The following is a 23,464-nucleotide window of genomic DNA, read 5'->3' on the forward strand; positions in this document are numbered from 1 at the left end:
CGGCGTAACCGCCGGGCCTCAGGCAGAGTGGGGCGGGTTCTGTCAGTTCAGGGTCATCAGGCTGGCGTTACCCCCTGCTGCGGTGGTGTTGATACTGCGGGACTGTTCTTCCAGCACAGCCTCGACCGAGGGCAGGCCGTTTTGGGTGATATAGGCCGACACAACAGGCCCGTTGCCAGTAGCCAGCAGGGCGCGCGTGGCACAGAACGCCGCGTTGTCCGTATCGCTAAGTAGAATGTTGCATTGCAGGGACCTGGCGGATGAGACAGGCCGTACGAACTGCCTGGTGGAGACCGGCAGGGTTGCAAGGGTAGTCAGAACCGTGGCGTCCGCCAGAATGGCAGCGGTGTTCCCGCCCGCCAGGGTGAGGGATATCTGGTCATAAAGCCCTGCTGTGGTCTGGGCCATGCACAGCACCGTGCCGCGCGCGCCCAGCCTGTACAGGTTCAGTTCTCCCACTGGGCCGGGCAGCGTTATCTGGGCGTTGGCCAGAGGCTGGCTGGCAAGGGCATGGGCGCGCCGGGCAGCTTCGCTCTCGCCTTGCGTGCGGAGCCAGTCGGTCCATTCAGTCATGGCCTGCGGGGTAGTGCCGCGCGCAATCTGCGGCAGGGGGGGCACCTGTGCCAGCAGGCGGCGCAGAATAAGTGGCCCGCCCGCTTTTGGCCCTGTGCCCGACAGGCCACGCCCGCCAAAGGGTTGCACACCCACAACGGCGCCGATAGTGTTGCGATTGACGTACAGATTGCCCGCCTCCACCTGTTCCAGAACGTGCTGCACGGTGGAATCAAGCCGGGTATGCAGGCCAAAGGTCAGGCCGTAGCCGGTGGCGTTAATGTCTGCCAGCACAGAAGCAAGCCCGGCGCGTGGGTACCGCAGCACATGCAGGACGGGGCCAAACACTTCCTGTCCGACTTCTCCAATGGACATGACCTCGATCAGTGTTGGCGGCACAAAACTGCCATGGGCACAGTGATCTGGCACAGGCAGGGCATGGACCGAAGTGTGTCTGGCGCGGAAGGCTTCAATATGCGCGGTAATGCCAGCAGCCGCCTCAGCGGTAATGACCGGGCCTATATCTGTTGCCAGAGCACGGGGGTCGCCCAGCCGCAGTTCCTGCATGGCACCGCGCAGCATGGCCAGAACGTGGTCTGCGCAGTCATCCTGCACGCACAGGATGCGCAGGGCGGAGCAGCGTTGGCCTGCACTGTCAAACGCCGAGGCCAGCACATCTGCCACAACCTGTTCGGCCAATGCGGACGAATCCACGATCATGGCGTTCTGTCCGCCGGTTTCGGCCACAAATGGCACGGGCTGGCCGGTGGCTGTGCGCCGGTCGAGTAACTGGCGGTTGATCAGTTGGGCAACAGCGGTGGAACCGGTGAACATGACCCCCATGATCCGGGGGTCGCCTACAAGGGCTGCCCCCACATCGCCCTCCCCGGGCAGGAGCTGAAGGGCAGGGGCGGGTATGCCCGCTTCGTGCAGAAGGGCCACGGCCACGGCGGCGATCAGGGGTGTTTCTTCTGCCGGTTTGGCAATAACGGCGTTACCGGCGGCAAGGGCTGCGGCAATCTGGCCAATAAAAATGGCGAGCGGGAAGTTCCATGGGCTAATGCAGGCTACAACGCCAAGGGGGATATGGGTCGTGTTGTTAAAATCACGCTGGATGGTGGTGGCGTAATAGCGCAGGAAGTCTACTGCCTCGCGGATTTCGGCCACGGCATTGGGGAGTGATTTGCCTGCTTCTCGGCAGATCAGGGCCATAAGGGCGGGGTGGCGGGCTTCCAGCAGGCTGGCGGCCCTGAGCAAGCAGGCCGCCCGGGCGGCGGGGGGTTGGGCTGCCCAGTCCGTAAAGCCTTTTTGTGCGGCGTCCACGGCCTGTTTTACGGTTTCTGGCGTGGCGTAGGTTACGTGGCCCACCAAGTCACGCCGGTCGGCGGGGTTTGTCACCGGGTGCTGCGTACCGCAGGCTGTGACGCCAGGTACCATGGGTGCCGCCTGCCATTGCGGGGGGGCGGCTGCAATGCCATCTGCCAGTGTTTCAAGCGTGCGGTCATCGGCCAGATCAAGCCCCGCGGAGTTCTGGCGTTCTGGGGCAAACAGGTCGAGCGGCTTGCGGATTTCGGAATGGGGGGCTCCAAACGGCGTATAGCGATGGGCCGATGTGATGGGGTTTTCAATCAGGGAGGCAACGGTAATGGCGTTATCTCCGATCTGGTTGACAAAGGAGGAGTTCGCGCCGTTTTCCAGCAGGCGGCGGACCAGATAGGCCAGCAGAGTCTCATGCGTGCCAACTGGTGCGTAAATGCGTGCGGGGCGGTTTAGTTTGTCCGCCCCTACAACCTGACGGTAGAGGGGTTCGCCCATGCCGTGCAGGCATTGGAATTCGTAAGACCCGATCTCGTATTTTTGTCCTGCCAATGTGTAAATGGTGGCAAGGGTGCGTGCATTGTGCGTGGCAAACTGCGGGAAAATCACATCCCGAGCGTTCAGCAGTTTGCGTGCGCAGGCAATGTAGCTGATATCCGTGTGGCATTTGCGAGTGTACACAGGATAGTCTGCCATGCCATCGACCTGCGCTTTTTTAATTTCGCTGTCCCAGTAGGCACCTTTAACTAGGCGGACCATAATCCGCCGGTTTGTGCGCTGTGCAAGATCAATAATGTAATCCAGCACAAGAGGAGCCCGCTTGCCGTAAGCCTGAACCACAAAACCAATGCCGTTCCAGCCTTCCAGCCCCGGTGTGACGCACAGGGCTTCGAGCAGATCGAGGGAAATATCAAGCCGCTCGCTTTCTTCTGCATCAATGTTGATGCCAATGTCATACTGGCGGGCGAGCAGGGTCAGTTCCTGCACAACAGGCAGGAGTTCCTCCATGACCCGCGCATGCTGGGCGCGGACATAGCGGGGGTGCAGGGCGGAAAGTTTGATCGAAATACCAGGGCGTTCGTAAACGTTACTCCCTTTGGCGCTGCGGCCGATCACATGAATGGCGTTAATGTAGTCCTGCCGGTAGCGCTGGGCATCTGCTGCGGTGTAGGCGGCCTCTCCGAGCATGTCATAGGAATAGGCAAAGCCGATTTCTTCAAGCTTTGCGCTGTTCCTGCGTGCCTGCTCAATGGTCTGGCCCAGCACGAACTGTTCGCCCATCATGCGCATGGCCGCGTCTATCGCCTTGCGAATAACAGGGCGTGTGTTCCGCTCCACAAAGCCCATAAGCGCGCCAGAGAGCGTTTTCTCATTATGCTCGGCAACCACGCGGCCTGTCAGGGCCAGCCCCCATGCGGCGGCATTGGCAAAGAGCGGTTTGCCGCGCCCTGCGTGGGAGAGCCAGTCGCTCTCGCCTATCTTGTCCTGAATAAGGGCATCACGTGTTGCCATGTCGGGAATACGCAGCAGGGCTTCGGCCAGACACATCAGCGCCACGCCCTCGGCGGATGAAAGGGCGAATTCCTGCACCAGTGTTTCCACCAGTCCGGGGTTGCGCTGGCTGCGCAGGGTTTCGACCAGTCTGGTGGCCAGTGTGGCCACGGCGTTGTCCTCTGGCGCGCTCAGCGTGGCGGCGGGGGCCAGAGTTTCCATGCATGTCTGCTCGGGGCGGCGGATAGCCTGGGTAATTGCTTTGCGCAGCGGGGTGCGGGAGGAAAAATCGGGAGCAAATGTGTTGGTGGAAGACATGGCGTTGTTCATCCGGATCAACCGCCAAACCGAGCGCCTGCAGGTGCGCAGGTTGGTTTTGGCTTCACAATGATTTTTCGCTCTTACACGATAATATATGATTTGCAACATCATATATTATTTAATCAGGCATGATGCGACGCTAAAATGAACAGGTATTTGTTAAATATGGATTTTATAAGCTGATAAAGACTCAGCCCAGCCTGTGCCCGGCCTGCCTGCGGCGGAAGACATCCACCGAGATTCTGGATGCTTCCAGAATATGGATGCGCGTCAGTCGTGCACACAAATCCGCGTCCCGGTTACGGCAGGCGTCCAGAATAGCCTTGTGTTCGTCATGGGTAATGGTTGTGCGGCCTGCAATGATCAGATGGCCGCGTATGTAGCGGTCCAGTCTGGTGTTCAGGTCTTCTATCATTTCCAGAAGGCGCGGACGCGGGGCTGCGGCATAGATGGAATTATGGAACGCACGGTTAAGAACGCCCGAGCGGATCATGCCCTGTGGACCTTCCACCCCCGCTACAAAAGCTTCGTAGGCGTCTTCCACACGGGCAAAGTCCACGCGGCTCATGTTGCGCACGCCTTCGGCTGCGGCCTGTTCTTCCAGTAATGCGCGAATCTGGGAGTATTCCAGAATATCGGCTTCATCCAGACCGATGACCAGCGCGCCCTTGTTGGGCGTAAACGCCACCAGTCCTTCGGCTTCAAGGTGTTTGAGCGCTTCACGCACGGGGATGATACTCACCCCAAACCCTGCCGCCAGCTCGGACTGGGGCAGGGCGCGGCCTGCTGGTAGCTGGTCTTCCAGTATGGCCTTGCGCAATGCCGTGCAGATACTCTCTGACGCGGTACCATGCGGTGCAATGTCAACACTCTTGAAAAGGCTGGCAGGCAGCATGTCGGTATAAGCTCCCGCTTCAATTTGTTACGGTCTCGTTAAGGTTGTTATAGGATGGATGCCCGAACTGTTCAATCGGTCAGTCCAGCAACAGGTCGCCTGCAGCCTGTATCGGGCGCATGAACCGGGGGGTGAAGATTATATCACCTGATCGTGATTGCCCGTTGGCAGGGCCGCCAAACACCCCTGCCAGATTGGCGCAGAGCAACTGGTAGGGGATGGATTTCCCTGTCCGGGCAGGATTGGGGCACGGGAGCCACCTATGCGGGCTACAGAGGGTGCCGTGCCGGTAAAATTACAGAAGACAAAGATAATATCGTAATGTTTCAAGACCCTATTTTTACATCCTGTGGGTTATCGTACCATTTATGGCCTGTTTGCAGAGGCGTGCAGGGGCCAGTAGCATGGTGGCGCAACAGGGGGCCGCTTCTGTTATGACAGGCACGGTGTTCCCCTGCGGGGAGAGGACTGTGGGCTGCCATGTTTTTTGTGCGCGCGGGGGCTGCTTGATCTTTGCGAGGGTTACGGGGCAATTTGGCGCATATTCCGTTTGGGAGATTCTGAATGAAACTGTTTGCCGTGCGTGCCTTGTCGGCGCTAGCCCTTACCACGTCCGTGCTGGCATCTGTGCCAGTGCTTGCTCATGCCGAGGAAAAGACCCTCACCATGCCGGTCATCCGCGGGGGGGATACCTCTCTCCTCTCAACCGTGGACCCATCGGGTTATGTGGCCTCCATTGACCCGAAGGAAAATGCAGGTCTGCTGAACTACTGCGTCCAGAACGAATACGTGCCGGATTACGACGACGCCTTCCGCACGTTGCTTGAATACAACAAAAAGACCAATGCCGTATCCGATGGCTCGGATGGCAACATGTTTTATGCGATCGGCTCCGCAGGCCAGATCCGTCTGAACAATCATACCTACACCGTGGCAATGGCAACCCTGCCGCTGCGCCAGAAGACCTGCAAGGCCGTTCTGGACCGCGCCAAAGCTGCTCTGTAATAACAGGGTCACGCCCTTGTTCCGCGCTGGTCGGAAGTAAGGTGTGGAATAAAAACGGCATAACAAAAAAGGCTGGTCACTGCTGTGGCTGGCCTTTTTTTATGCCTGTCCGGTCACTTTTTATGCGTCTGGGGGTGTGCGCATGTCTTTCCTCTGAGGGCGTGATATGGTCAAAGACCATCTGGTTCGGGTGCAAAATAAGAACGTAAATGAAAGGACCAGTCCGAGTGGAAGAAAATATTCCCTGCACGACGGAGACAGGCGTCTCTGATCGCTACCTTGATCAAGTGCAGCGTGCGCAACGCGATCCGGAGGCATTCTGGCTGTCGCAGGCGCGCAGACTGGTCTGGCATAAAGCGCCCTCCCATGCCTCCCGCTCCGATTTTAACGGCGATGTACGTATAGACTGGTACGGGGACGGCCAGCTTAATGTGGCTGAAAACTGCCTTGACCGTCACGTTCTGACCCAGCCCGACAAGGCCGCCCTGATCTGGGAGGGGCAGGAAGCCGGGCAAAAACAGGTTCTGACCTACCGCGAACTGCATGCGCAGGTCTGCCGTCTTGCCAATACGCTGCGCAGGCTGGGCGTTGGCAAGGGTGACCGCGTTGCCATTCACCTGCCCATGGTAACAGAGGGCGTGGTTTCCATGCTGGCCTGTGCGCGTATTGGCGCAATCCATGTTGTGCTGTTCGGCGGTTTTTCGGCCGAAGGGCTGGCCGAACGGCTTATGGACAGCGGTGCAGTTGTGGTGATCACCGCAGATGTGGCACGGCGTGGCGCCAAGTCCATTCCCAGCAAGGTGACTATGGACGAGGCCCTGCTGGCCTGTGGTGCGGCCAGCACCGTGCGCCATGTTCTGGTGGTGCCTGTGACGGGTACGGATGTGCCCATGCAGCCCGGCCGGGACCTGTCCTACACTGTGGAAGTGGCTATGGAGATTCCAGATTGCCCGCCGGAGGTCATGGCTGCGTGCGACCCGCTGTTTCTTATGTACACCTCGGGCAGCACGGGGCGGCCCAAAGGGGTTGTGCATGGCACGGGGGGGTATCTGGTCTGGGCGTCCTATACGCATGAGGTGGTTTTTGCCGCCCAGCCGAATGATGTATTCTGGTGCACGGCAGATACAAGCTGGATTACCGGACACACCTATGTTGTTTACGGCCCGCTGTGCAATGGCGCGACAATCCTGATTTATGAGGGCCTGCCCTCATGGCCGCAGCCAGGCCGGTGGTGGGATGTGATCGACCGCAACAATGTGAGTGTCTTTTACACATCTCCCACCGTGGTGCGTGCTGTCATGCGCGAGGATGCGGATGTGGTGCGCAGCCGTTCCCTGTCCAGCCTGCGTGTGCTGGGTACGGTGGGCGAACCGATCAGCCCCGAGGCATGGCAATGGTTCCATGATGAGGTCGGCAAGGCATGCTGCCCCGTGGTGGACACATGGTGGCAGACCGAAACCGGGGGCGTCATGCTGACTGCCAGTGCAGGGCAGGTGCCGGGCCGACCGGGGGCTGCCGGGCTGCCTTTGCCGGGAGTGAAAGCCGTCCTGGTGGATGCGCAGACCCAGGTGGAGGTTACAGGCGCGGGGGATGGTCTTTTGTGCATGGCCCGCTCATGGCCTGGTCAGGCCATGACCCTGTGGCGTGATCACGAGCGCTTCCGCCAGACCTATTTTACCACCTGTCCTGGCCGCTACTTCTCGGGGGATGGTGCGCGGCGTGAGGCGGATGGATACTTCTGGATCACGGGCCGCGTGGATGATGTGGTGAATGTCTCTGGCCACCGGATTGGCACGGCGGAAATTGAAGATGCCGTGGCAACCGATGCCGAAGTGGTGGAAAGTGCTGCCGTTGGTGTCCCTCATGACCTGAAGGGGCAGGGGCTGGTTGTGTTTGTTGTGCCCCGCACGGAAGGGGAGCTGAATCCCGCCGCCGTGCGCCGCGCCATTGCCGATGGGGTTGGCCGTTATGCGGTGCCGGAGCAGATTTACGTTGTGCGTGACCTGCCCAAAACCCGTTCCGGTAAAATTGTCCGTCGCCTGCTGCGTAAGATTGCTGCGCACGACCTGAGTAATCTGGGCGACCTTTCCACCCTGTCTGATCCGGATATTGTGGAAGAAATTATTGCTCAGGTTGCCGGGCAGGCGGGTTAGGCAGCCCGGCCCGTGGCGTGTGTGGGGGTACCCTTATGCGCCACGGGTTTGTTGCGGCTCATCTCCGATAAATGCAAAGCGCGGTGCGCCTCGTACCGTCTGGAGCCACATGTCCAGTGGGCGCACCCAGTAGGTTCCCTGTGAATCGCACCGGTAAGTGACCAGCCATTCCTCCGTCTCGCTGTGGCGACCTACGCATAGCAGCGTGTACAGTCCTCCCTTATAATGGCGGTAGAGGCCGGGCTTTGGGTGCGGGTGCTGTTCTGGCGTGGTATTTTGGCTTGTCTGCTCGGGCATGCTTGGGCTCTACTCCACAAAGGGACTATTCTGGTCTGGTAAAACAAGGAATATGCGCTTGAGGCATCGTGTAGGGTTGTATTGTGTGTTGGCAGGGTTGTCTGCCCTGCCGTGCGGTGTTTTTGGCGCAGCACAGGTGCTGGGCGCAAAGCCTGCCCGGCAAGGGGCATTTACCCACGGCAAAACCACCCCCGTAGCCCTGACCGACCAGCGCGGCAGTGCGCTGGATAGCGCGGCGCGTGTGCTGAACGCGGAAGATCTTGCCGCCGCTGCACGGCATAATGACAAACCGCTTGTACTTGTGGGCTCCGCTCCCCTGTCCGCCAATGGTGCGCATATGGCGCTGTTTGTGCAGGTGCAGGCGGCCAGCCTGTGTGGGTCTGCCGGATGTTCGACTGATGTGTATGTCAAACGCAACGGAGCATGGACCAAGGTGCTGGATTCCGTAAGCGGGCCTATTGAGCTGCTGCCCACAACGCATGGGGGCCTGCGTGATATTCTGGTTGATGGTTCGGACCGCTGGGTGTGGAAGAACAACACCTATGTGGATACGCTGGTGGCGCAGGACGTGCCGGGGCTGAAGGCTTCGGTGGAGGAGCATCAGGCGCATATGGGCCAGCAGCCCGCAGACCGCCTCTAACCTATGGCGCAAGATGAAGGCAGCATCAGGCTGACCGTGATCAAAACAGGAGCCACGATTGGGCTTACGGCCCTTCTGGTTTTTCTGCTGCGCTGGGTACTGGGTGTTCTGCCCCGGTTTGACGCCATGACCGGCGGACATGCAGGGGGTGACATTCTGCGGTTTCTGGCTTCCAACGGTCAGGCACAGGCCCAGAAGACGGTCGCGGTTGTGATGATTGTGCTGTGTTTTGTATTGGCTGTGCTTCTGGTACATGGCGCTGAACGCCTGCTGCGCCGCAGGCGGGCCTGCCGCTAGAAGCAGGCAGCGTTACGGCTCACCCCGCTTCCGGATGATCAGGGTACGGTGGTGGAGAGGGGGGATACGCCTTTGTCGGCTGCCTCCTGTGACCAGAAGAATGTCAGCTCGTGTTTGTTATGCGCCAGATGGGCGAGTGCCCCGCCGGGTATGGCCTCAAAGGCGGCTACGGTTTCGTGGTCTGTTTCGCCCTGAAACTTGACTGTCAGCACAATGTTTTTGGTCTGTCCCGCATCAATCCATGCACGGGTCAGGCGCAGCAGACGCTGGGGGTAGGCAATAATATCGGAAAAAACCCAGTCCGTGGCGGGGAGTTGCTTTGGGTCCAGCCCAAATGCGCTGGCCTGCTGGAAGCTCACGCCCGGCATGGCCTCAACCGATGGCGCAAGGGGGGCACGGTCAAACGCGGTAACCTGTGCGCCAAGACTTGCCAGTGCCCATGTCCATCCACCCGGTGTGGCGCCCAGATCATAACACCGTTCGTCCGCAGTGGGCCAGCGTCCCAGCCGGGTGCAGGCTTCCCAGAGTTTAAGGTAGGCGCGGGAGGGGGGATCTGTCCGGTTTTCCACAAACTCCGGTGCGCCATTTACAAACGGGCTGGTTTTTGCGGCCGAGAACAGCAGGGTAGAGGTGTCCAGCAAGGTCCATGCCCCAAGCGGGCTGGTGGGTGCGGGGGTGGGGAAAACAAGAGGGGCCGCTTTGACCGGGGGCAGTTTTTGTACAATCAGCCCGGAGCGACGGAAGTTGTCTGCCGCATACAGGCTCCAGTTGCGCTGGATGGCGCGGAGCGTGTCTGCCGCATTGCGGATGGAGGTAATGCTGGCGCGTTGCGGGGCTGTCCATATATCCAGAGCCCAGGGGGAATAGAGCGCCTTGTGGGTGGAAAGGGCCAGCATGCCATGCCATTCCACAACCTCCACACCACGGAGCAGCAGGTCTTCTTGCAAAACGTGTTTAAGCCCGTCTGCTGCCAGCCATGCGCCCTGTATGGAGGTACTCATGGACGGCGGACCCAGCCTGCGGCCAGCACCAGCCATGAAAGAATGAGAATACTGCCGCCAACAGGGGCAATATGGCTGCCGTGGTGGCCGGTAAAGGCTGTGTTGTACACACCGGCGCAGAACAGGAACGTGCCCACCAGCACACCGCTCCCTCCCGCAATGAAGATACGGTTGGTGCGTTCGGCCAGCCCAAGCCCCAGAACCAGCAGGGCAATACCCTGCCACATCTGCATATCCATGGCGCTGCGTGCCATGACCCGCCCGCCCTCGGCAAAATATGCATCGGGCAGGTGCGCGGTCAAAGCGCCCATAATAGTTCCTGTGGCAACAAGAAGCGCGCCACAGATCCGCCATAGACGTGTCATGAAAGGTCCGGTCAACATAAGGGGCTGTATAGGCGTGTCTGTGGCAAACGGGAATAGTGCAGCATGGGCTCTTCCTTCTTTTAGTCTTTGCAATGCCGGATAAGGTGGTGCGCATTGATACGAGTCGGGAACAAAGTCAGCGTCAGGAGCATGGGGTATGAGCATACGGATTGATAGAATTGTAACCCGTGGCGGAGATGGCGGGCAGACATCGCTGGGTGACGGGTCGCGCGTTGCCAAGGATGAAGTCCGTATAGAAGTCCTGGGTGCACTGGATGAGATCAATGCCATGGTCGGTCTGGTGCAGGCTCACATTCCTGCGGATGGCAGCGTTGCCGGGCAACTGACAGCGGTGCAGAATCTATTGTTTGATATGGGAGCGGATGTCTGCCTGCCTGAAGATGGCCCCATGGCCGAACGCGCCCATCGTGTGGAAGAGGCCGCCCTGCTGGCGCTTGAGTGCAGGATAGAGGAGCTAAGAGGCCGCCAGTCCCCCCTCAACGGGTTTGTGTTGCCCGGTGGCTCTGTGCCAGCGGCCATGGCGCACATGGCCCGTACACAGATACGCAGGGCCGAACGCCGCATGGTGGCTCTGGCGCGGGTAGAAAAGGTTAACCCGGTTCTGCTGAAAATACTGAACAGATTGTCCGATTACTTTTTTGTGCTGGCCCGCCACTTCAATCATGACGGACAGACGGATGTTGTGTGGCAATCTCCGCCAAAAGGCGAAAAATAGCGGTTTGCTGTACAACCTCTTGGAAAAAAAAGGGGGGTATGTTATGGAGAACCCCAGCAGGCGTTGTCCGTGTGGCAATGTGTAAAATACCCTGCTGCCGGTGCTGCGGCCATATCTCTGTTTTTATTATCCCGTCCGGCCATGGCCATAGATGCTTTGCATCTGTTCTGCCCGGGCGCATAAAAACACAATTGGTTTTCTGGCAGCTTTTAATACAGTTCATAAAATATCTGAAACGTGACATCCGAATTCATGAATACATCATCTTTTCTCTCCGCCTCCGTAGTGGACAGGGATCATGAGGAAGGGCTTGAAGAAGCGTCCATGCGCACTGCGCTTGAACGTATTGGACATTCCGCCCGACCCCGCTCCTCCACTGCCCCGCAACCCCGTCCTGCCGCCGAAAATGCCAATAACAAGCGCCGCCGCTTTGTGCGTGATGGTGAGGTGCAGGTGGAAAAACATTCCCTTGCGCGCACAACGCCGCGCACGGTTGCCGCACCACGGATTGCGGGCGCTTCCCGCGCCGTGCATTTTAATGAAGAAGACAACAGCGAACTTTCCCGTCTGCGTCGTCAGTTGGCGGAAGAAAAGCTGCGGGCGGAAGAAAGTGACCGTCAGCTTGCGGACATGCAGGCCACCCAGCGTGGGCTGACAACACGCATCGGCCATGCTGATGCCCTGATTGCCGAACAGAAGAACAAACTGGCCGAGCGGGACGCCGAGCTGGCTCTTGCCGGGCGCGAAATTCGTGCCGGTCGCCGCCAGATAGAAGAGCGGGAGGCCGAGATAGCCGCCCTGCGTCGACAGCTGGACGCCAAGCCGCGGGGCCGCCCCCGTAAGGAGCCTGAACAGGCTGAAGCTGAAGTGAATGTAGAAGAACCCCAACCCGTCAAATGGTGGAAGGATTAATCCCTGACCTTGCGTCAAGGGGTTACCCGGTATGAAAAACAATACGGCCACATCCATTCTGGCCCTTCTGGTTCTGGACGTGGCTCTGGGGGTGGCATGTATTGTGCTGCCCCCTATTGTTATGGGGTTTGTTGGCCTGCTGCGCGATGTGTTTGGTGTGCTTGTGCTGCCATTCAGCTTTCTGTTCGGGCTGGCAGGCTGGTCGTCTGACCTGTCCTCCCTTTCCAGCGTGCATGATGGCCTGCCGCCGCAGGCTACAAGCCACCCGCTTTATGCGGTTATGGCTGCCATGGCGCTGGGTGTTGGGGGCGTATGCTCCGTTCTGGCCTGCAATACGCCGCAAGGGGCCAGAGTCGAGCGGGCTGTGGCGCCTATACTCACGGGTCTTGCCATGATCATGGTAGGGTTTGACCCCGGCCTGATTGTTCTGCCCGCTTTTATTTTACAAATACTGTGCTTTTGGTACCCAACACTGTCTTTTTCTTCACGGAAGGGGCAATAAAGCCCTTATCGTGCTGAAATGGGCCGAAGGCTCGGGCGACCAGGCCTCCGGTTCCGGGTTATGCTTGGGTGGGGGGTAAAACCTTGCCGGGGTTCATAAGGCCCTGCGGGTCCAGAGCGGCTTTGATCCGACGCATGGTGTGCAGTTCTGCACCTCCACGCCAGGATGGCATCATGTAGGTTTTAAGCTGGCCGACCCCATGTTCGGCCGAAAAAGACCCCCCCAGTTTACGTACGATTTCGGCTACCGTATCCATCATGGCGTGGTCCTGCGCCAGAAATGCTGCCGGGTCTGCGCCTTCGGGCTGCACCAGATTAAAGTGGATGTTGCCATCGCCAATATGGCCAAAGGGCGCGACACGAATACCCGGAATAAGGGCTTCGCAGGCTTTGGTGGCGGTGGTGATGAACTCCGGTATGGCCGCCAGAGGTACGGAGACATCGTTCTTGACAGATGCGCCCGCGCGCTTTTGCGCCTCTGCATGCTCTTCGCGGATCATCCACAGGCTCTGGCGCTGGCTTTCGCTTTCGGCCAGAACGGCGTCTGTTACCAGACCATCTTCCAGAGCATTCCCCAGAATATCTTCCATCAGGCTGCGCAGGCTGTCATCGGCGCGGGGGCTGGCCAGTTCCACCAGCACATAAGCCGGTGCCGGGGTATCCAGCGGCAGGGTGGCACCATCAATCAGGTCATTGACCAGCGCCATGGATGTGCCGGACATGAACTCAAACGCATGAATGGCGGAGGGGTCCTGCCTGCGGAAGGCGGCAAACAGGTTGAGCGCACCCTGTGGGCTTTCAACCGCGCAGAGTGCCGTCTCGCGCGAGCGTGGGGCGGGCTGGAGCTGGATGACGGCCTGCGTAATAATGCCCAGTGTTCCTTCCGAACCAACCAGAAGCTGGCGCAGTGCATACCCTGTGTTGTCCTTGCGGAGTTTGCGCATCAGGTTCAGCACATTGCCGTCAGGCAGCACGGCCTGCAGCCCCAGAGCCAGCTCGCGCGCATTGCCGTAGCGCACCGTGTTGTTGCCGCCAGCATTGGTAGCCAGAATTCCACCAATATCCGCCGACCCTTCGGAGGAGATGGAAAGCGGGAGCAATAACCCCTGCGCACTTGCCGCGTCCTGTGCGGCTTTAAGGGTTACCCCTGCATCCACGGTCATGGTCAGGTCGGCGTGGTCGATATTGTGAATCTGATTCATGCGGGTGGTGGAAATTACAACGGCATGCCCGCTCGAATCCGGGGTGGCTCCGCCTACCATGCTGGTGTTGCCCCCCTGTGGCACCATGGGCACATTGTGTGCGTGGCACAGGGCTACAGCTTTTGCACATTCTGCGGTATTGGCCGGGCGCAGCACTGCGGCACAGTGGCCGTGGTAGAGGGCGCGCCAGTCCACACAGAACGGCTCTGTATCCGCCGGGTTGGTCAGAACACCCGAAGAGCCAAGAAGTTGCACCAGCGCGTCCTGTAAGGACGGAGGGAGGGAGGTTTGTGGCATGGCTCTGGTTTTCCCTGCAAAATCACAAAAAGGCAGAATTGAACGTGCGGTCAGGTGACCTGTTAGTAAAGATAATGGGTATTATCAGCTATGGCATGGGCCGGAGGTGGCGCAGCAGGCCGTAAGGTATGCATAGCCTGCGATCCCGCAACCCCCACCAGCATGCCAACAAGAAGACCAATGGCAATGGTCAGTGGCTTCTGGGCGCGTTTGGCAGCCTGGAGCGTTGCCAGATGGGTCTGGAGTTCCGCGCGGGATTTCTGGGTCAGATAGAGTTCGGATTTGAGCGTTTCGTTCTGGGAGTGGGCAATGCGCAGGTTGCGGTCCAGCCGGGTAATGCTGTCGGCCATTTCCCGCAGTTGCACACGGTACTGGTCCGGCATGTCAGTGGTTTTGGGTTTGCTGGCAGATGCCCGCGTCCCAGTCTGGCGGGTGGCACTTTTGGCCTTGGACGGGTTGACCGCAATGGTCTGGAACAGGTTTTTAAGCGCACCACCAGTTGTGCTGTTCTTGCGTGCCCGGTTGCGTAGGGCCTGCAAGGCCGTGTCTGACTGGCCGGGGTGGTCTTCAAGCACCAGTGCCAGAATGTCCGACAGAATTTTGAGTTCCTTGGGATCAATCTCGGTCATGGTGTCATGTCTTCTGTTCCGTCCTGCGGGCGGGGGGCGGCAGCGCGGTTCAGGCGGTCCTGTATGGCACGGCCCAGACCATGCTGGGGTATGGGTTGTACCGCAATGCGGCGCAACCCAAGGGTCTGCCCCTCGTGGTCCAGAGTACGCAGGCCGGTAAACAGCCTTGCCGCGGCTTCTTCCAGATTTCCTGTGGCACTCAGGTTCCATACCAGCGGAGCAGGGGTGGGGCGGGTTGCACCAAACGCCAGCAGGGCCTCATCGCGCTGGGCCTGCAAGGCATTCAGCCGCACGGGCAGATGGGGCGCATAATGCGAGATCATGCGGCCGGGGGAATGTGGCGCCACGTCATTCGTGGTTTGTGGCAGGCTTATGTGCGGACAGATAGCCACAAGTTCTTCCAGAGTTATGCCACCGGGGCGCAGCAGGGTGGGGGTATGCGGGTCTGTCAGGTCCACCACGGTACTTTCCACCCCTACGGTGCAGGGGCCACTGTCCAGTACGGCATCTATCCGGCCGTCCAGTTCTTCCAGGACATGGGCCGCATCCACGGGGCTGATGCGGCCTGAACGGTTGGCCGAAGGAGCGGCTATGGGGCGGTCCACCAGTTCCAGCAGTGCAAGGGCCGTGGCATTGGCGGGTACGCGCACTGCAAGGCTGGAAAGGCCATCGGCTGCCAGATCGCTGATACTTGCCCCTGGCGCGCGGGGTAGAATAAGCGTGAGTGACCCCGGCCAGAACACCCGCGCCAGCCTGTGCGCCACAGGGTTGGATACCACCTGCGCGAACGCAGCCTGTGCGTTGGCAAAATGGCTGATCAACGGGTTAAAATGCGGGCGGTTTTTGGCTTCAAAAATCCGGGCCACAGCCTGTGGCTGGCTGGCATCCGCCCCAAGGCCGTAAACCGTTTCCGTGCCAAAGGCCACAAGGCCGCCAGCGCGCAGAATACTGGCAGCAGTGGCAATGCCGTTTGGGGTGGCATCCAGACGTCTGGTCATGGTGTTCTCATGGCAACAGGGCGCAATCCGTAGACCGATCAGTGAGGCTGCAATGTTTTGGCAACAGGAGAACCCTCCGTAAAGAGGCTACGGTTGGCCTGCCCTGTTTATAGCGTTCCGGTGCAGACAAAGGGAGGGTTTTTCCAGCCTGTTTTGCCATAAACAAGGGGCGAACCATCCAGCAGCGTAATCTGGCCACCTGCGGCCTCCACAATGGCCTGCGGGGCGGCTGTGTCCCACTCCATGGTGGGGCCAAGGCGGGGGTACAGATCGACCAGCCCTTCCGCCACGCGGGCGAATTTTACGGCTGACCCGATATTGCCCAGATGCGCAATTTTTTTGCCATTCAGGTATTCGGCCAGACGGGTATCATCCGCATGGTGGCGGGATGCCAGAACGCTCAGACCCTCAGCAGGTGCTGTGCGGACATGAATGGCCTGTAGTCCGTTTTTGTCCAGCCGGTGCGCGCCCAGACCCACACCCCCCGTGTAAAGCTGGTGGTAGGCAGGCAGGGCCATGGCCCCCAGCGCGGCATGGCCATTGCGGACAAGGCCGATATTGACAGTAAAATCATCCCGCCCGGCGGCAAATTCACGCGTGCCATCCAGCGGGTCCACCAGCCAGTAGGCCGGGGTGGCATAGGCTTGCAGGCCTGCGGCAACTTCTTCTTCCGCAATCACGGGAATATCGGGTGTGGCCGCACGCAACCCGCGCAGAATATGGGCTTCCGCCGCGTGGTCCGCCTCCGTTACGGGGGAGGAGTCGGTTTTGGTCACGGTCTCAAAACCCCGCGCGCGAATGGTGCGGATGATTTCGGCGGCTTCGTTGGCCAGTCTGGCGGCAAGGGCCAGCAGGTCTGTATCTGCAAAGGTGCTCATAGGCCCTAGCATACGCCAGCTTGGGGCCGCCGTCATGCCCTGTGGTGTGGTGTCGGTGTTTATCGTGCAATCGGGAGTGGAGCGGCTCTGGCTATTGCCAAGACAGGGTGGGAGACTTAGGCAGAAAAGATGTGGTTTTCAGGGAGATCGGTCAAATCATGCTACAGATTTCATTTTGCGCTCAGGGAGTGTCCACGACAGGTGCGCTGGCCATTCTGGTACCCGAGGGGGATATCCGCACAACAGTTTTTCAGACGTTTGATACGGCAACGCAGGGTGCTCTGAGCCGCGCGGCCAGGGCCGAGGGGTTTAAAGGCAAGGATGGCACAAGCTGCGTTGTGCTGGCGCCTTCGGACAGTTTTGAACGCATTGTGCTGGTCGGCATAGGCAAGGCTGACGATGTGGACGCATGGACGGCGGAAAAGGCAGGAGGGCTTGCAGCCTCCCTGCTGGGGCGTGCGCCAGAAGCAGGTGTAGCCGTGGGAGATCTCTCTGGCGCGCTGGCAGCGCATGTGGCTCTGGGTGCCGTGCTGGGTGCCTACCATTTTGACCTGTACCAGACCAGAAAAGAGGACGACAAAAAGCACGTACTGGCTGAACTGTCCGTGCTGGGCGCGCATGTGGGGGCTGCGGAGGAACTCTGGCCGTCCCTTCAGGCTGTTGCCCGCGGCGTTGTGCTGACACGTGACCTGGTGAGCGAACCCGCCAATGTGCTCAATCCGGTCGAGTTTGCCGAGCGCGCCACAACCTTGCGTGCGCATGGGCTGGAGGTAGAGGTGCTTGACGTTGCCGCCATGACCGAACTGGGCTTTGGCGCCCTGCTGGGCGTGGCGCAGGGGAGTGCTAACGCGCCGCGTACAGTGGTCATGCGCTGGAATGGCGGCAAGGAAGGGGATGCCCCCGTAGCCTTTATTGGCAAGGGCGTAACCTTTGACTCGGGGGGTATTTCCATCAAACCCGCCGCAGGCATGGAAGACATGAAGTGGGATATGGCCGGTGCCGCAACGGTAACCGGGCTTATGGCTTCGCTTGCGCTGCGGAAGGCTCCGGTTAATGCCGTGGGTGTTGTGGGGCTGGTGGAAAACATGGTCTCCGGTACGGCCCAGCGTCCGGGGGATGTGGTGCGCAGCGCATCTGGCCAGACAATTGAGGTACTCAATACCGATGCCGAGGGCCGTCTGGTTCTGGCCGATGTGCTATGGTACGCGCGTGACCGGTTTGCCCCCCGCCTGATGGTGGACCTTGCAACCCTGACCGGGGCGATCATTGTAGGCCTTGGCCACGAATACGCGGGCCTGTTCTCCAATGATGATGATCTGGCCGCAGGTCTGGCCGATGCTGGCGCCTTTACCGGCGAAAAGCTGTGGCGCATGCCCTTGGGCAAGGAATATGATGCCCTGCTGAAGTCCGATATTGCGGATATGCAGAACATTAGCGGTGGCAGGGCTGGCGGTTCCATTACCGCAGCACAGTTCCTCAAGCGCTTTGTGGGTGAAACCCCATGGGCGCATCTGGATATTGCCGGGGTGGCGTGGGCCAGCAAGGCCAAAAACGGCCAGCCCAAAGGGGCAACGGGCTTTGGTGTTCGTCTGCTTGACCGCTTTGTGCGGGATGGGTTCGAGCAGGGCTGAGCATCTTCTGCTTCCGCCTGCCCTGTTATACGGGCAGGCGGGTTTTTAGCGTACGCGCTTCCAGCCTTTTTCTTCCTGCCGCCAGTATGCCAGATCATGCCCGGCCTTGTGAGCCTGGCTCCAGCGTGCTCGGGCGGCAGTCACGGCACTTTCGTCATGCCCGTCAAACAGGTCGAATATCCGCTCAAAGCGGGTTGGGTCCGCACAGTGCCGGTTTTGCGTTAAAAACAGAAAACGCGCTTCGTTCGGGCAGTCATCTCCAGTGCTGAGCCATATGGGTTGCAAGTCGGGGCAGGCTATGCCCGCACTGCCATGGGGCAGCCACCGCGGGGTGGCAATCTGCCAGAGCGTTTTGTCCAGTTCATCCAGCGCGGGTTTGTCCGTGCACCACACAACCGCTTTTTGTCCACTGTCCAGCGTGCGGGTCAGCAGCATGGGCAAGGTTTCTGTCAGGTTGGTGCGGGTCAGGTGGTAAAAGCCGATCTGGGTCATATATCCACTATAACAGTCTTGCTGTGGGGCGGAACAGAGCACGGTCCCGCCCTGTTTTATGCTGCCTGATAGCCTGAGGATACAAGGAGAAACCGGTCATGATCCAAACCATAACCCTGCCAGATGGTACAACCCTGCCCGCACTGGGGGCTGGAACATGGAATATGGGGGACAGCCCTGCCCGCAGGGAGGAGGAAATAGCAAGCCTGCGTTACGGGGTGGAACAGGGCATGCAGGTCGTGGATACGGCGGAAATGTATGGTAATGGCCGGTCGGAAACACTGGTGGGTGAAGCCATAGCCCCGTTGCGTGAGCAGGTTTTTCTGGTCAGCAAGGTACTGCCCACCAATGCCTCTGCCAAAGGGGTTGCGCAAAGCTGCCGCCGTTCGCTCAGGCATTTGGGCACGGACAGGCTGGACCTGTACCTCCTGCACTGGCGCGGCAGCGTGCCACTGGCCGAAACTGTGGAGGCATTCCGCACCCTCCAGCGCGAAGGGCTGATCCGCTATTGGGGTGTTTCCAATTTTGATACCGATGATATGCGAGACCTTGAACGCTGCACCCGGCCAGAGGAATGCGTGGCCAATCAGGTGCTGTACAGTCTGGAGCACCGGGGCGTGGAGTATGATCTGTTGCAGGCGGATATGCAGCGCAGGGTTGTGACCATGGCCTATTCCCCCATAGGGCAGGGAGGGGCGTTGCTGGCGCATCCTGCACTGGCGCGGGTGGTGGCGCGGCATGCCACATCACTCGGTGCGGCAACACCTGCTCAGGTGGCGTTGGCGTGGGTGCTGCGCCAGCGGAATGTACTCGCCATTCCCAAGGCTGGCAGTCCTGCGCATATGCGGCTCAATAGAGCGGCGGCGGAACTGGAGCTGGGGCCACAGGACCTGATGGAACTGGACGGCGCGTTTGCTCCTCCAGCAAGCAAGGAGCCTCTGGCCATGATCTGATGGCCATGCCCGGTCGTGCGTTGTGCTGCCGCGATTGCGGGAACTAGTGGAACCCGCCATCCTCTGACAAAGGGCGCAGGCCGACATGTATGGTCAGCGTTTGCGGGCGGGTGTTGCGCAGAATGGCCAAGGCGGCCTCGCTCCCCGGTCTGGCGGCGGCAATGGCGCGGATCATGGCGCGGGCGGTATCTACATGCTCCCCGTTGAGCATGGTAATGATATCGCCCTTGCGCAGCCCGCCATGGGCTGCGGGGCTGTTGCGGTCCACCTCGGTAACCTTGGTGCCGTTATGGGTCAGAACATCATCCAGTGTCGCACCCAGCCAGCCGCGGTCTATGTGCCCGGTCTGGCGCAGGGTCTCCACTATGGGAATGACAATTTCGGACGGAATGGAAAATCCGAGCCCAACCGACCCCCCGGTGGGGGAAACAATGGCGGTGTTGAGTGCAACAACCTGCCCTGCAAGGTTAAAGGTCGGGCCGCCGGAGTTGCCGGGGTTTATGGGCGCATCAAGCTGCAAAAAGTCATCAAACGGGCTGCTCCCTATGTCGCGCCCACGGGCGGAGACGATGCCAGCAGTTACGGATGAGCCCAGACCAAACGGGTTGCCTGCCGCCATAATCCAGTCCCCTACCTGTACCTGTCGGCTATCTCCCCATTCCACATAGGGCAGGGCTTCGGGGCTGGTGATCTTGATAACGGCAATATCCGTCAGCGGGTCCATGCCCACCAGTGTTGCGGTAAATTCCTTACCGCTGACGAGCGATACGGTAATGGTATCCGCATCTTCCACCACATGACCGTTGGTCACAATAAAACCGCTGGGGTCGATTAAAAAGCCGGACCCCGCTTCCAGCAGTTCATCCCCGTGGTGGCGCATGCGCTCGCGGTAACGCCGTTCCAGTGGAGTGCCCCGGACGGAGGATGGCAGTTTATGATGGCTGCCTGCGGCAAAATCGTCCCGTGTGACGGCAATATTGACCACGGCGGGCACCACCTTGCGCACAAGAGGGGCAAAGCTGACCGGGCCAGAGGTGACAAGGGGTGTGGCGGGCGCAAAAGATGGCAGCGTGCCAGCCAACGCTTCTCCGGTAATCAGGAGCGGTGTGCAGCACAGATAGACCACGGCCACACAGGGCAGGCCTTGCAACAGTCTGTTCATACGGTGCGGTGCCTTGGAGCCAAGCATATGAACTTTAGGCCATGTTTGGCGCACTTGCGCAACCATGCTGTCGGCGGGTTTTTGCCTCAGCTTGGGCGCGGGCGCGGTTTTGCCGGGGCAAGAGCCGGGTTTTCAGGCCAGTCGTGGCGGGGGTAACGACCACGCATGTCCCGGCGCATATCCGCCCATCCTCCTTGCCAGAATCCTCCAAGGTCCGCCGTAATGGCCTGTGGCCGCCCGGCGGGGGAAAGCAGAGCCAGCCGCAGCGGCACGCGCCCGCCTGCCAGAAGGGGCGTTTGTTCCGTGCCATAAAAAACCTGTGCACGGGCCGAGGCCACGGGTACGGGCTGTGTGTAATCCACTTCTGCCCGCCCTCCAGGAAAAGGCAGATGGGTTGGCAGTTCCCGTTCCAGCCACTGGTACTGGGCGTATGTCAGCAGGTTGCGCAGCAGGGTGTGTACATCCAGTTCCTTCATGGCGGCAACGGAGTTGCGGCCCTCCATATAGGGGGCCAGCCAGTCCGCTACGTTTTGCGCCAGAGCAGAAGATGAAAAATCGGGCCAGACTGGTTCTTCCTTCTGCCCGCTGTCTATGGCTTCAGGCGTGATGTGCACGGCCCGGGCCAGAGCAACACGCGCCTGCAACTGCTTGACGGTTTCTGCCCAGTTCAGGGCGGTTTCCATGTTGTCGCGCACATGGACCAGCAGAAGGGCCGCGGCTTCCTCCGGTTTTACTTTTTCGGTCCGGTCCTTGAGCACAAGGCAGCCAATGCGTGTGCGTCTGCGGGCCAGAATATTGCCAGATACGGGGTCGAGCGTGGTTTCAACCTGTTCTTGCGTACGGGCCAGCAGGGTGGGGGGCAGGTCGTTCAGGTCCAGCGGTGCCGCCAGCCGTATTTCGGCTGCGGTGCGCAGGTGCAGCCCGGCTACGGCGAGCAGACGGTGGGGGCTTAATCCATCATCACGCCGGAGGCGCGCATTGCTGCCATTGGCCAGTCGGTAGCTGCCCGGCTCGCCCCGACAAAGGGCAATCCGGTCGGGGAACCCGGCGGCCAGCAGGGCAGCGGGGTTCCCCTGTGCGGGCAGGTGCTGGGGGACATTCAGCCGGGAGCGGAAGCGTTTTGCCGCCAGCCTTATGCGGCTCAGGGCGGCGCGGTCTGCGTCGGGGTGGTCTTCGCCTGCAATCAGGTCCAGTCTCAGCCCGATATCGGCTGGCGGTGTTATGGCGGGCCTGCCGTGCGCTGTGTGGCGTGGGCGTAGGGGATCACGCTCTTCCAGCAGGGCTGCAAGGTCGGCTGCCATGGCGGCTTCCTCCGCCGTGCGGGCAGCCAGAAGCATGGCGGCAAGGCGTGGGTGCGTGCCAAGCTGGGCCATGCGTTTGCCAGAGGGGGTAATATGCCCCGCCTGATCCAGCGCGCCCAGATGCTCCAGCAGTTCCCGCGCCGCGGCAACCGCGTTGCCGGGGGGCTGGTCGGGCAGGGGTAACGGTTCGCTTGTGCCGACCGTATCAGCCCACAGGGCTGTGGCCAGAACATAATCAGCCAGATCGGCTTCCAGAATTTCTGGCCGGTCATGCTGGGGCATGGCGCGCTGTGTGCTGGCGCTCCACAGGCAATAGGCCGTACCCGGTGCTTCGCGCCCCGCACGACCGGCCCGCTGGCGTGCCGCAGCTCTGGAAATGCGGAGCGTCTCCAGACGGGAAAGCCCCGCTCCTGCATCAAACCGTGGCGCGCGGCGGTAACCGCAATCCACCACCACACGCACACCCGGTACGGTAAGCGATGTTTCCGCAATGGACGTGGCCAGAATGACGCGGCGTTCTCCGTTATCGGCGGGGCGCAGCACACGGGCCTGTTCTGCCGGGTGCAGCTCCCCATGCAGGGGCAGGACTGTGGCGCTTATGCCGTCCAGTAACTGGGCGGTGCGCCGGATTTCCCCCGTGCCGGGTAAAAAGGCCAGAATATCCCCCGTGGTTTCCGCCAGTGCCTGCCGTATGCCCGCAGCAGTGGTGGGGGCAATATCGCGCAGGGTTGGAATGTCTTTTTTTGCATGATGGACCTCCAGCGCGAACATGCGACCTTCACTGGTAAGCACGGGAGCGTTCATCAGGCTGGCCAGCCGTTCGGTTTCGGCTGTGGCGGACATGGCTACAAGCCGCAGATCAGGCCGCAAGGTGCGTTGCAGATCCACGCAGAAGGCAAGGGCGAGATCGGCCTCCAGAGAACGTTCATGCACTTCGTCTAAAATAACGCAGGCCACATCCTCCAGCATGGGGTCGCCCAGCAGGCGGCGCAGGAACAGTCCTTCGGTCAGCACCTCAATACGGGTACGGGCAGAAACGGCGCTGTCTATGCGGGTACGGTAGCCCACAAACCCGCCTGCATCCTCCCCCATAAGGCTGGCAATGCGCTGGGCGGCCGCGCGTGCGGCCAGCCTGCGGGGTTCGAGCATGATAATCCGCCCGCTCTCGCCCCGCCATGCGCTGGCGGCCAGTACGGGGGGGATGGACGTGGTTTTGCCCGCTCCTGGAGGGGCTACTACAATGGCGCTGGCGGGGCGCAGGGCTGTTGGCTCCACAGCCAGAACTGCGCGGAGCTGGGGGAGAATCTCCTTAACCGGCAGTCCGTTTGCAATGTCGTCAGGGTCGGAAAAAAAGGTCTGGGGCATCGGGCCGCCTTTTATGTTGCTCTGGCGGGCTGGCTGCACGGTTGCCCACATCCCCCATGACCTCTGTGGCGCA

General features: G+C 60.4%; 21 protein-coding genes. 9 read left to right on the forward strand and 12 right to left on the reverse strand.

Annotated features, from left to right (window positions below; translation table 11 throughout):
* Positions 1 to 42: 42 nt before the first annotated feature.
* Both putA and PY793_RS00585 read right to left on the reverse strand, forming a co-directional pair.
* Positions 43 to 3,789 carry a bifunctional proline dehydrogenase/L-glutamate gamma-semialdehyde dehydrogenase PutA gene (putA, locus tag PY793_RS00580; RefSeq protein WP_408744650.1) on the reverse strand — a complete coding sequence of 1,249 codons (3,747 nt, stop codon included), beginning with the start codon at positions 3,787 to 3,789 and terminating at the stop codon, positions 43 to 45.
* An 82-nt stretch (positions 3,790 to 3,871) separates the two neighbouring features.
* Positions 3,872 to 4,576 (reverse strand): GntR family transcriptional regulator, encoded by a 705-nt coding sequence (locus tag PY793_RS00585; RefSeq protein WP_275176198.1) that lies wholly within the window; start codon positions 4,574 to 4,576, stop codon positions 3,872 to 3,874.
* Between the two features lie 564 nt (positions 4,577 to 5,140).
* On the opposite strand from PY793_RS00585, the gene PY793_RS00590 reads away from it, so the two are divergent.
* Both PY793_RS00590 and acs read left to right on the forward strand, forming a co-directional pair.
* Positions 5,141 to 5,581: a DUF2501 domain-containing protein gene (locus tag PY793_RS00590; RefSeq protein ID WP_275176199.1), complete on the forward strand. Its 441-nt coding sequence runs from the start codon at positions 5,141 to 5,143 to the stop codon at positions 5,579 to 5,581.
* Positions 5,582 to 5,790: 209 nt separating this feature from the next.
* A complete protein-coding gene (gene acs / locus PY793_RS00595) occupies positions 5,791 to 7,734 on the forward strand; it encodes an acetate--CoA ligase (RefSeq protein WP_408744635.1) in 1,944 nt (647 codons plus the stop codon).
* Between the two features lie 33 nt (positions 7,735 to 7,767).
* On the opposite strand, the gene PY793_RS00600 is transcribed toward acs, so the two are convergent.
* A complete protein-coding gene (locus tag PY793_RS00600) occupies positions 7,768 to 8,031 on the reverse strand; it encodes a DUF1653 domain-containing protein (RefSeq protein WP_275176200.1) in 264 nt (87 codons plus the stop codon).
* 136 nt (positions 8,032 to 8,167) lie between these two features.
* Between PY793_RS00600 and PY793_RS00605 the strand changes: the two genes are divergently transcribed.
* Positions 8,168 to 8,671, forward strand: coding sequence for a hypothetical protein (locus PY793_RS00605; protein WP_275176664.1), 504 nt, complete (start codon positions 8,168 to 8,170; stop codon positions 8,669 to 8,671).
* Positions 8,672 to 8,674: 3 nt separating this feature from the next.
* Positions 8,675 to 8,968: a hypothetical protein gene (locus PY793_RS00610; protein ID WP_275176201.1), complete on the forward strand. Its 294-nt coding sequence runs from the start codon at positions 8,675 to 8,677 to the stop codon at positions 8,966 to 8,968.
* A gap of 38 nt (positions 8,969 to 9,006) precedes the next feature.
* On the opposite strand, the gene PY793_RS00615 is transcribed toward PY793_RS00610, so the two are convergent.
* Both PY793_RS00615 and PY793_RS00620 read right to left on the reverse strand, forming a co-directional pair.
* Complete coding sequence (locus PY793_RS00615) at positions 9,007 to 9,969, reverse strand: SAM-dependent methyltransferase (RefSeq protein WP_275176202.1); 963 nt, start codon at positions 9,967 to 9,969, stop codon at positions 9,007 to 9,009.
* Entirely contained in the window at positions 9,966 to 10,334 is a 369-nt protein-coding gene (locus PY793_RS00620) for a DUF423 domain-containing protein (RefSeq protein ID WP_275176203.1), read from the reverse strand. Before PY793_RS00620 ends, PY793_RS00615 begins: the two co-directional genes overlap by 4 nt.
* A 157-nt stretch (positions 10,335 to 10,491) precedes the next feature.
* On the opposite strand from PY793_RS00620, the gene PY793_RS00625 reads away from it, so the two are divergent.
* From PY793_RS00625 to PY793_RS00635, 3 genes are all read left to right on the forward strand, one after another.
* A complete protein-coding gene (locus PY793_RS00625; protein WP_275176204.1) occupies positions 10,492 to 11,070 on the forward strand; it encodes a cob(I)yrinic acid a,c-diamide adenosyltransferase in 579 nt (192 codons plus the stop codon).
* A 252-nt stretch (positions 11,071 to 11,322) separates the two neighbouring features.
* A complete protein-coding gene (locus PY793_RS00630) occupies positions 11,323 to 11,982 on the forward strand; it encodes a hypothetical protein (RefSeq protein WP_275176205.1) in 660 nt (219 codons plus the stop codon).
* A 31-nt stretch (positions 11,983 to 12,013) separates the two neighbouring features.
* Positions 12,014 to 12,484 (forward strand): hypothetical protein, encoded by a 471-nt coding sequence (locus tag PY793_RS00635; RefSeq protein WP_275176206.1) that lies wholly within the window; start codon positions 12,014 to 12,016, stop codon positions 12,482 to 12,484.
* A 58-nt stretch (positions 12,485 to 12,542) separates the two neighbouring features.
* Here the strand turns inward: PY793_RS00635 and PY793_RS00640 are convergent, their stop codons facing one another.
* The 4 genes from PY793_RS00640 to cysQ form a co-directional block, all read right to left on the reverse strand.
* A complete protein-coding gene (locus tag PY793_RS00640) occupies positions 12,543 to 13,982 on the reverse strand; it encodes an FAD-binding oxidoreductase (RefSeq protein ID WP_275176207.1) in 1,440 nt (479 codons plus the stop codon).
* Positions 13,983 to 14,044: 62 nt separating this feature from the next.
* Complete coding sequence (locus PY793_RS00645; protein ID WP_275176208.1) at positions 14,045 to 14,611, reverse strand: hypothetical protein; 567 nt, start codon at positions 14,609 to 14,611, stop codon at positions 14,045 to 14,047.
* The gene (locus PY793_RS00650) at positions 14,608 to 15,609 is read right to left on the reverse strand and encodes an L-threonylcarbamoyladenylate synthase (protein WP_275176209.1); all 1,002 of its coding nucleotides are present in this window, start codon (positions 15,607 to 15,609) and stop codon (positions 14,608 to 14,610) included. The genes PY793_RS00645 and PY793_RS00650 overlap by 4 nt, the downstream gene beginning before the upstream one ends.
* Positions 15,610 to 15,716: 107 nt before the next feature.
* The gene (gene cysQ, locus PY793_RS00655) at positions 15,717 to 16,487 is read right to left on the reverse strand and encodes a 3'(2'),5'-bisphosphate nucleotidase CysQ (RefSeq protein WP_275176210.1); all 771 of its coding nucleotides are present in this window, start codon (positions 16,485 to 16,487) and stop codon (positions 15,717 to 15,719) included.
* Between the two features lie 158 nt (positions 16,488 to 16,645).
* Between cysQ and PY793_RS00660 the strand changes: the two genes are divergently transcribed.
* Positions 16,646 to 18,118: a leucyl aminopeptidase gene (locus PY793_RS00660; RefSeq protein ID WP_275176211.1), complete on the forward strand. Its 1,473-nt coding sequence runs from the start codon at positions 16,646 to 16,648 to the stop codon at positions 18,116 to 18,118.
* Between the two features lie 45 nt (positions 18,119 to 18,163).
* Here PY793_RS00660 and PY793_RS00665 read toward each other — a convergent pair whose 3' ends face one another.
* Complete coding sequence (locus PY793_RS00665) at positions 18,164 to 18,610, reverse strand: DNA polymerase III subunit chi (protein ID WP_275176212.1); 447 nt, start codon at positions 18,608 to 18,610, stop codon at positions 18,164 to 18,166.
* A 98-nt stretch (positions 18,611 to 18,708) separates the two neighbouring features.
* On the opposite strand from PY793_RS00665, the gene PY793_RS00670 reads away from it, so the two are divergent.
* Positions 18,709 to 19,563, forward strand: a complete 855-nt coding sequence (locus tag PY793_RS00670) for an aldo/keto reductase (RefSeq protein ID WP_275176213.1) — start codon at positions 18,709 to 18,711, stop codon at positions 19,561 to 19,563.
* Between the two features lie 43 nt (positions 19,564 to 19,606).
* Here PY793_RS00670 and PY793_RS00675 read toward each other — a convergent pair whose 3' ends face one another.
* Together PY793_RS00675 and hrpB are read right to left on the reverse strand one after the other, a co-directional pair.
* Positions 19,607 to 20,725, reverse strand: coding sequence for a S1C family serine protease (locus PY793_RS00675; protein ID WP_275176214.1), 1,119 nt, complete (start codon positions 20,723 to 20,725; stop codon positions 19,607 to 19,609).
* Positions 20,726 to 20,811: 86 nt separating this feature from the next.
* Positions 20,812 to 23,391 (reverse strand): ATP-dependent helicase HrpB, encoded by a 2,580-nt coding sequence (gene hrpB, locus PY793_RS00680; protein ID WP_275176215.1) that lies wholly within the window; start codon positions 23,389 to 23,391, stop codon positions 20,812 to 20,814.
* Between the last annotated feature and the right edge of the window lie 73 nt (positions 23,392 to 23,464).

The sequence above is a fragment of the Acetobacter fabarum genome (assembly GCF_029069195.1).
Lineage (GTDB): Bacteria > Pseudomonadota > Alphaproteobacteria > Acetobacterales > Acetobacteraceae > Acetobacter > Acetobacter fabarum_A.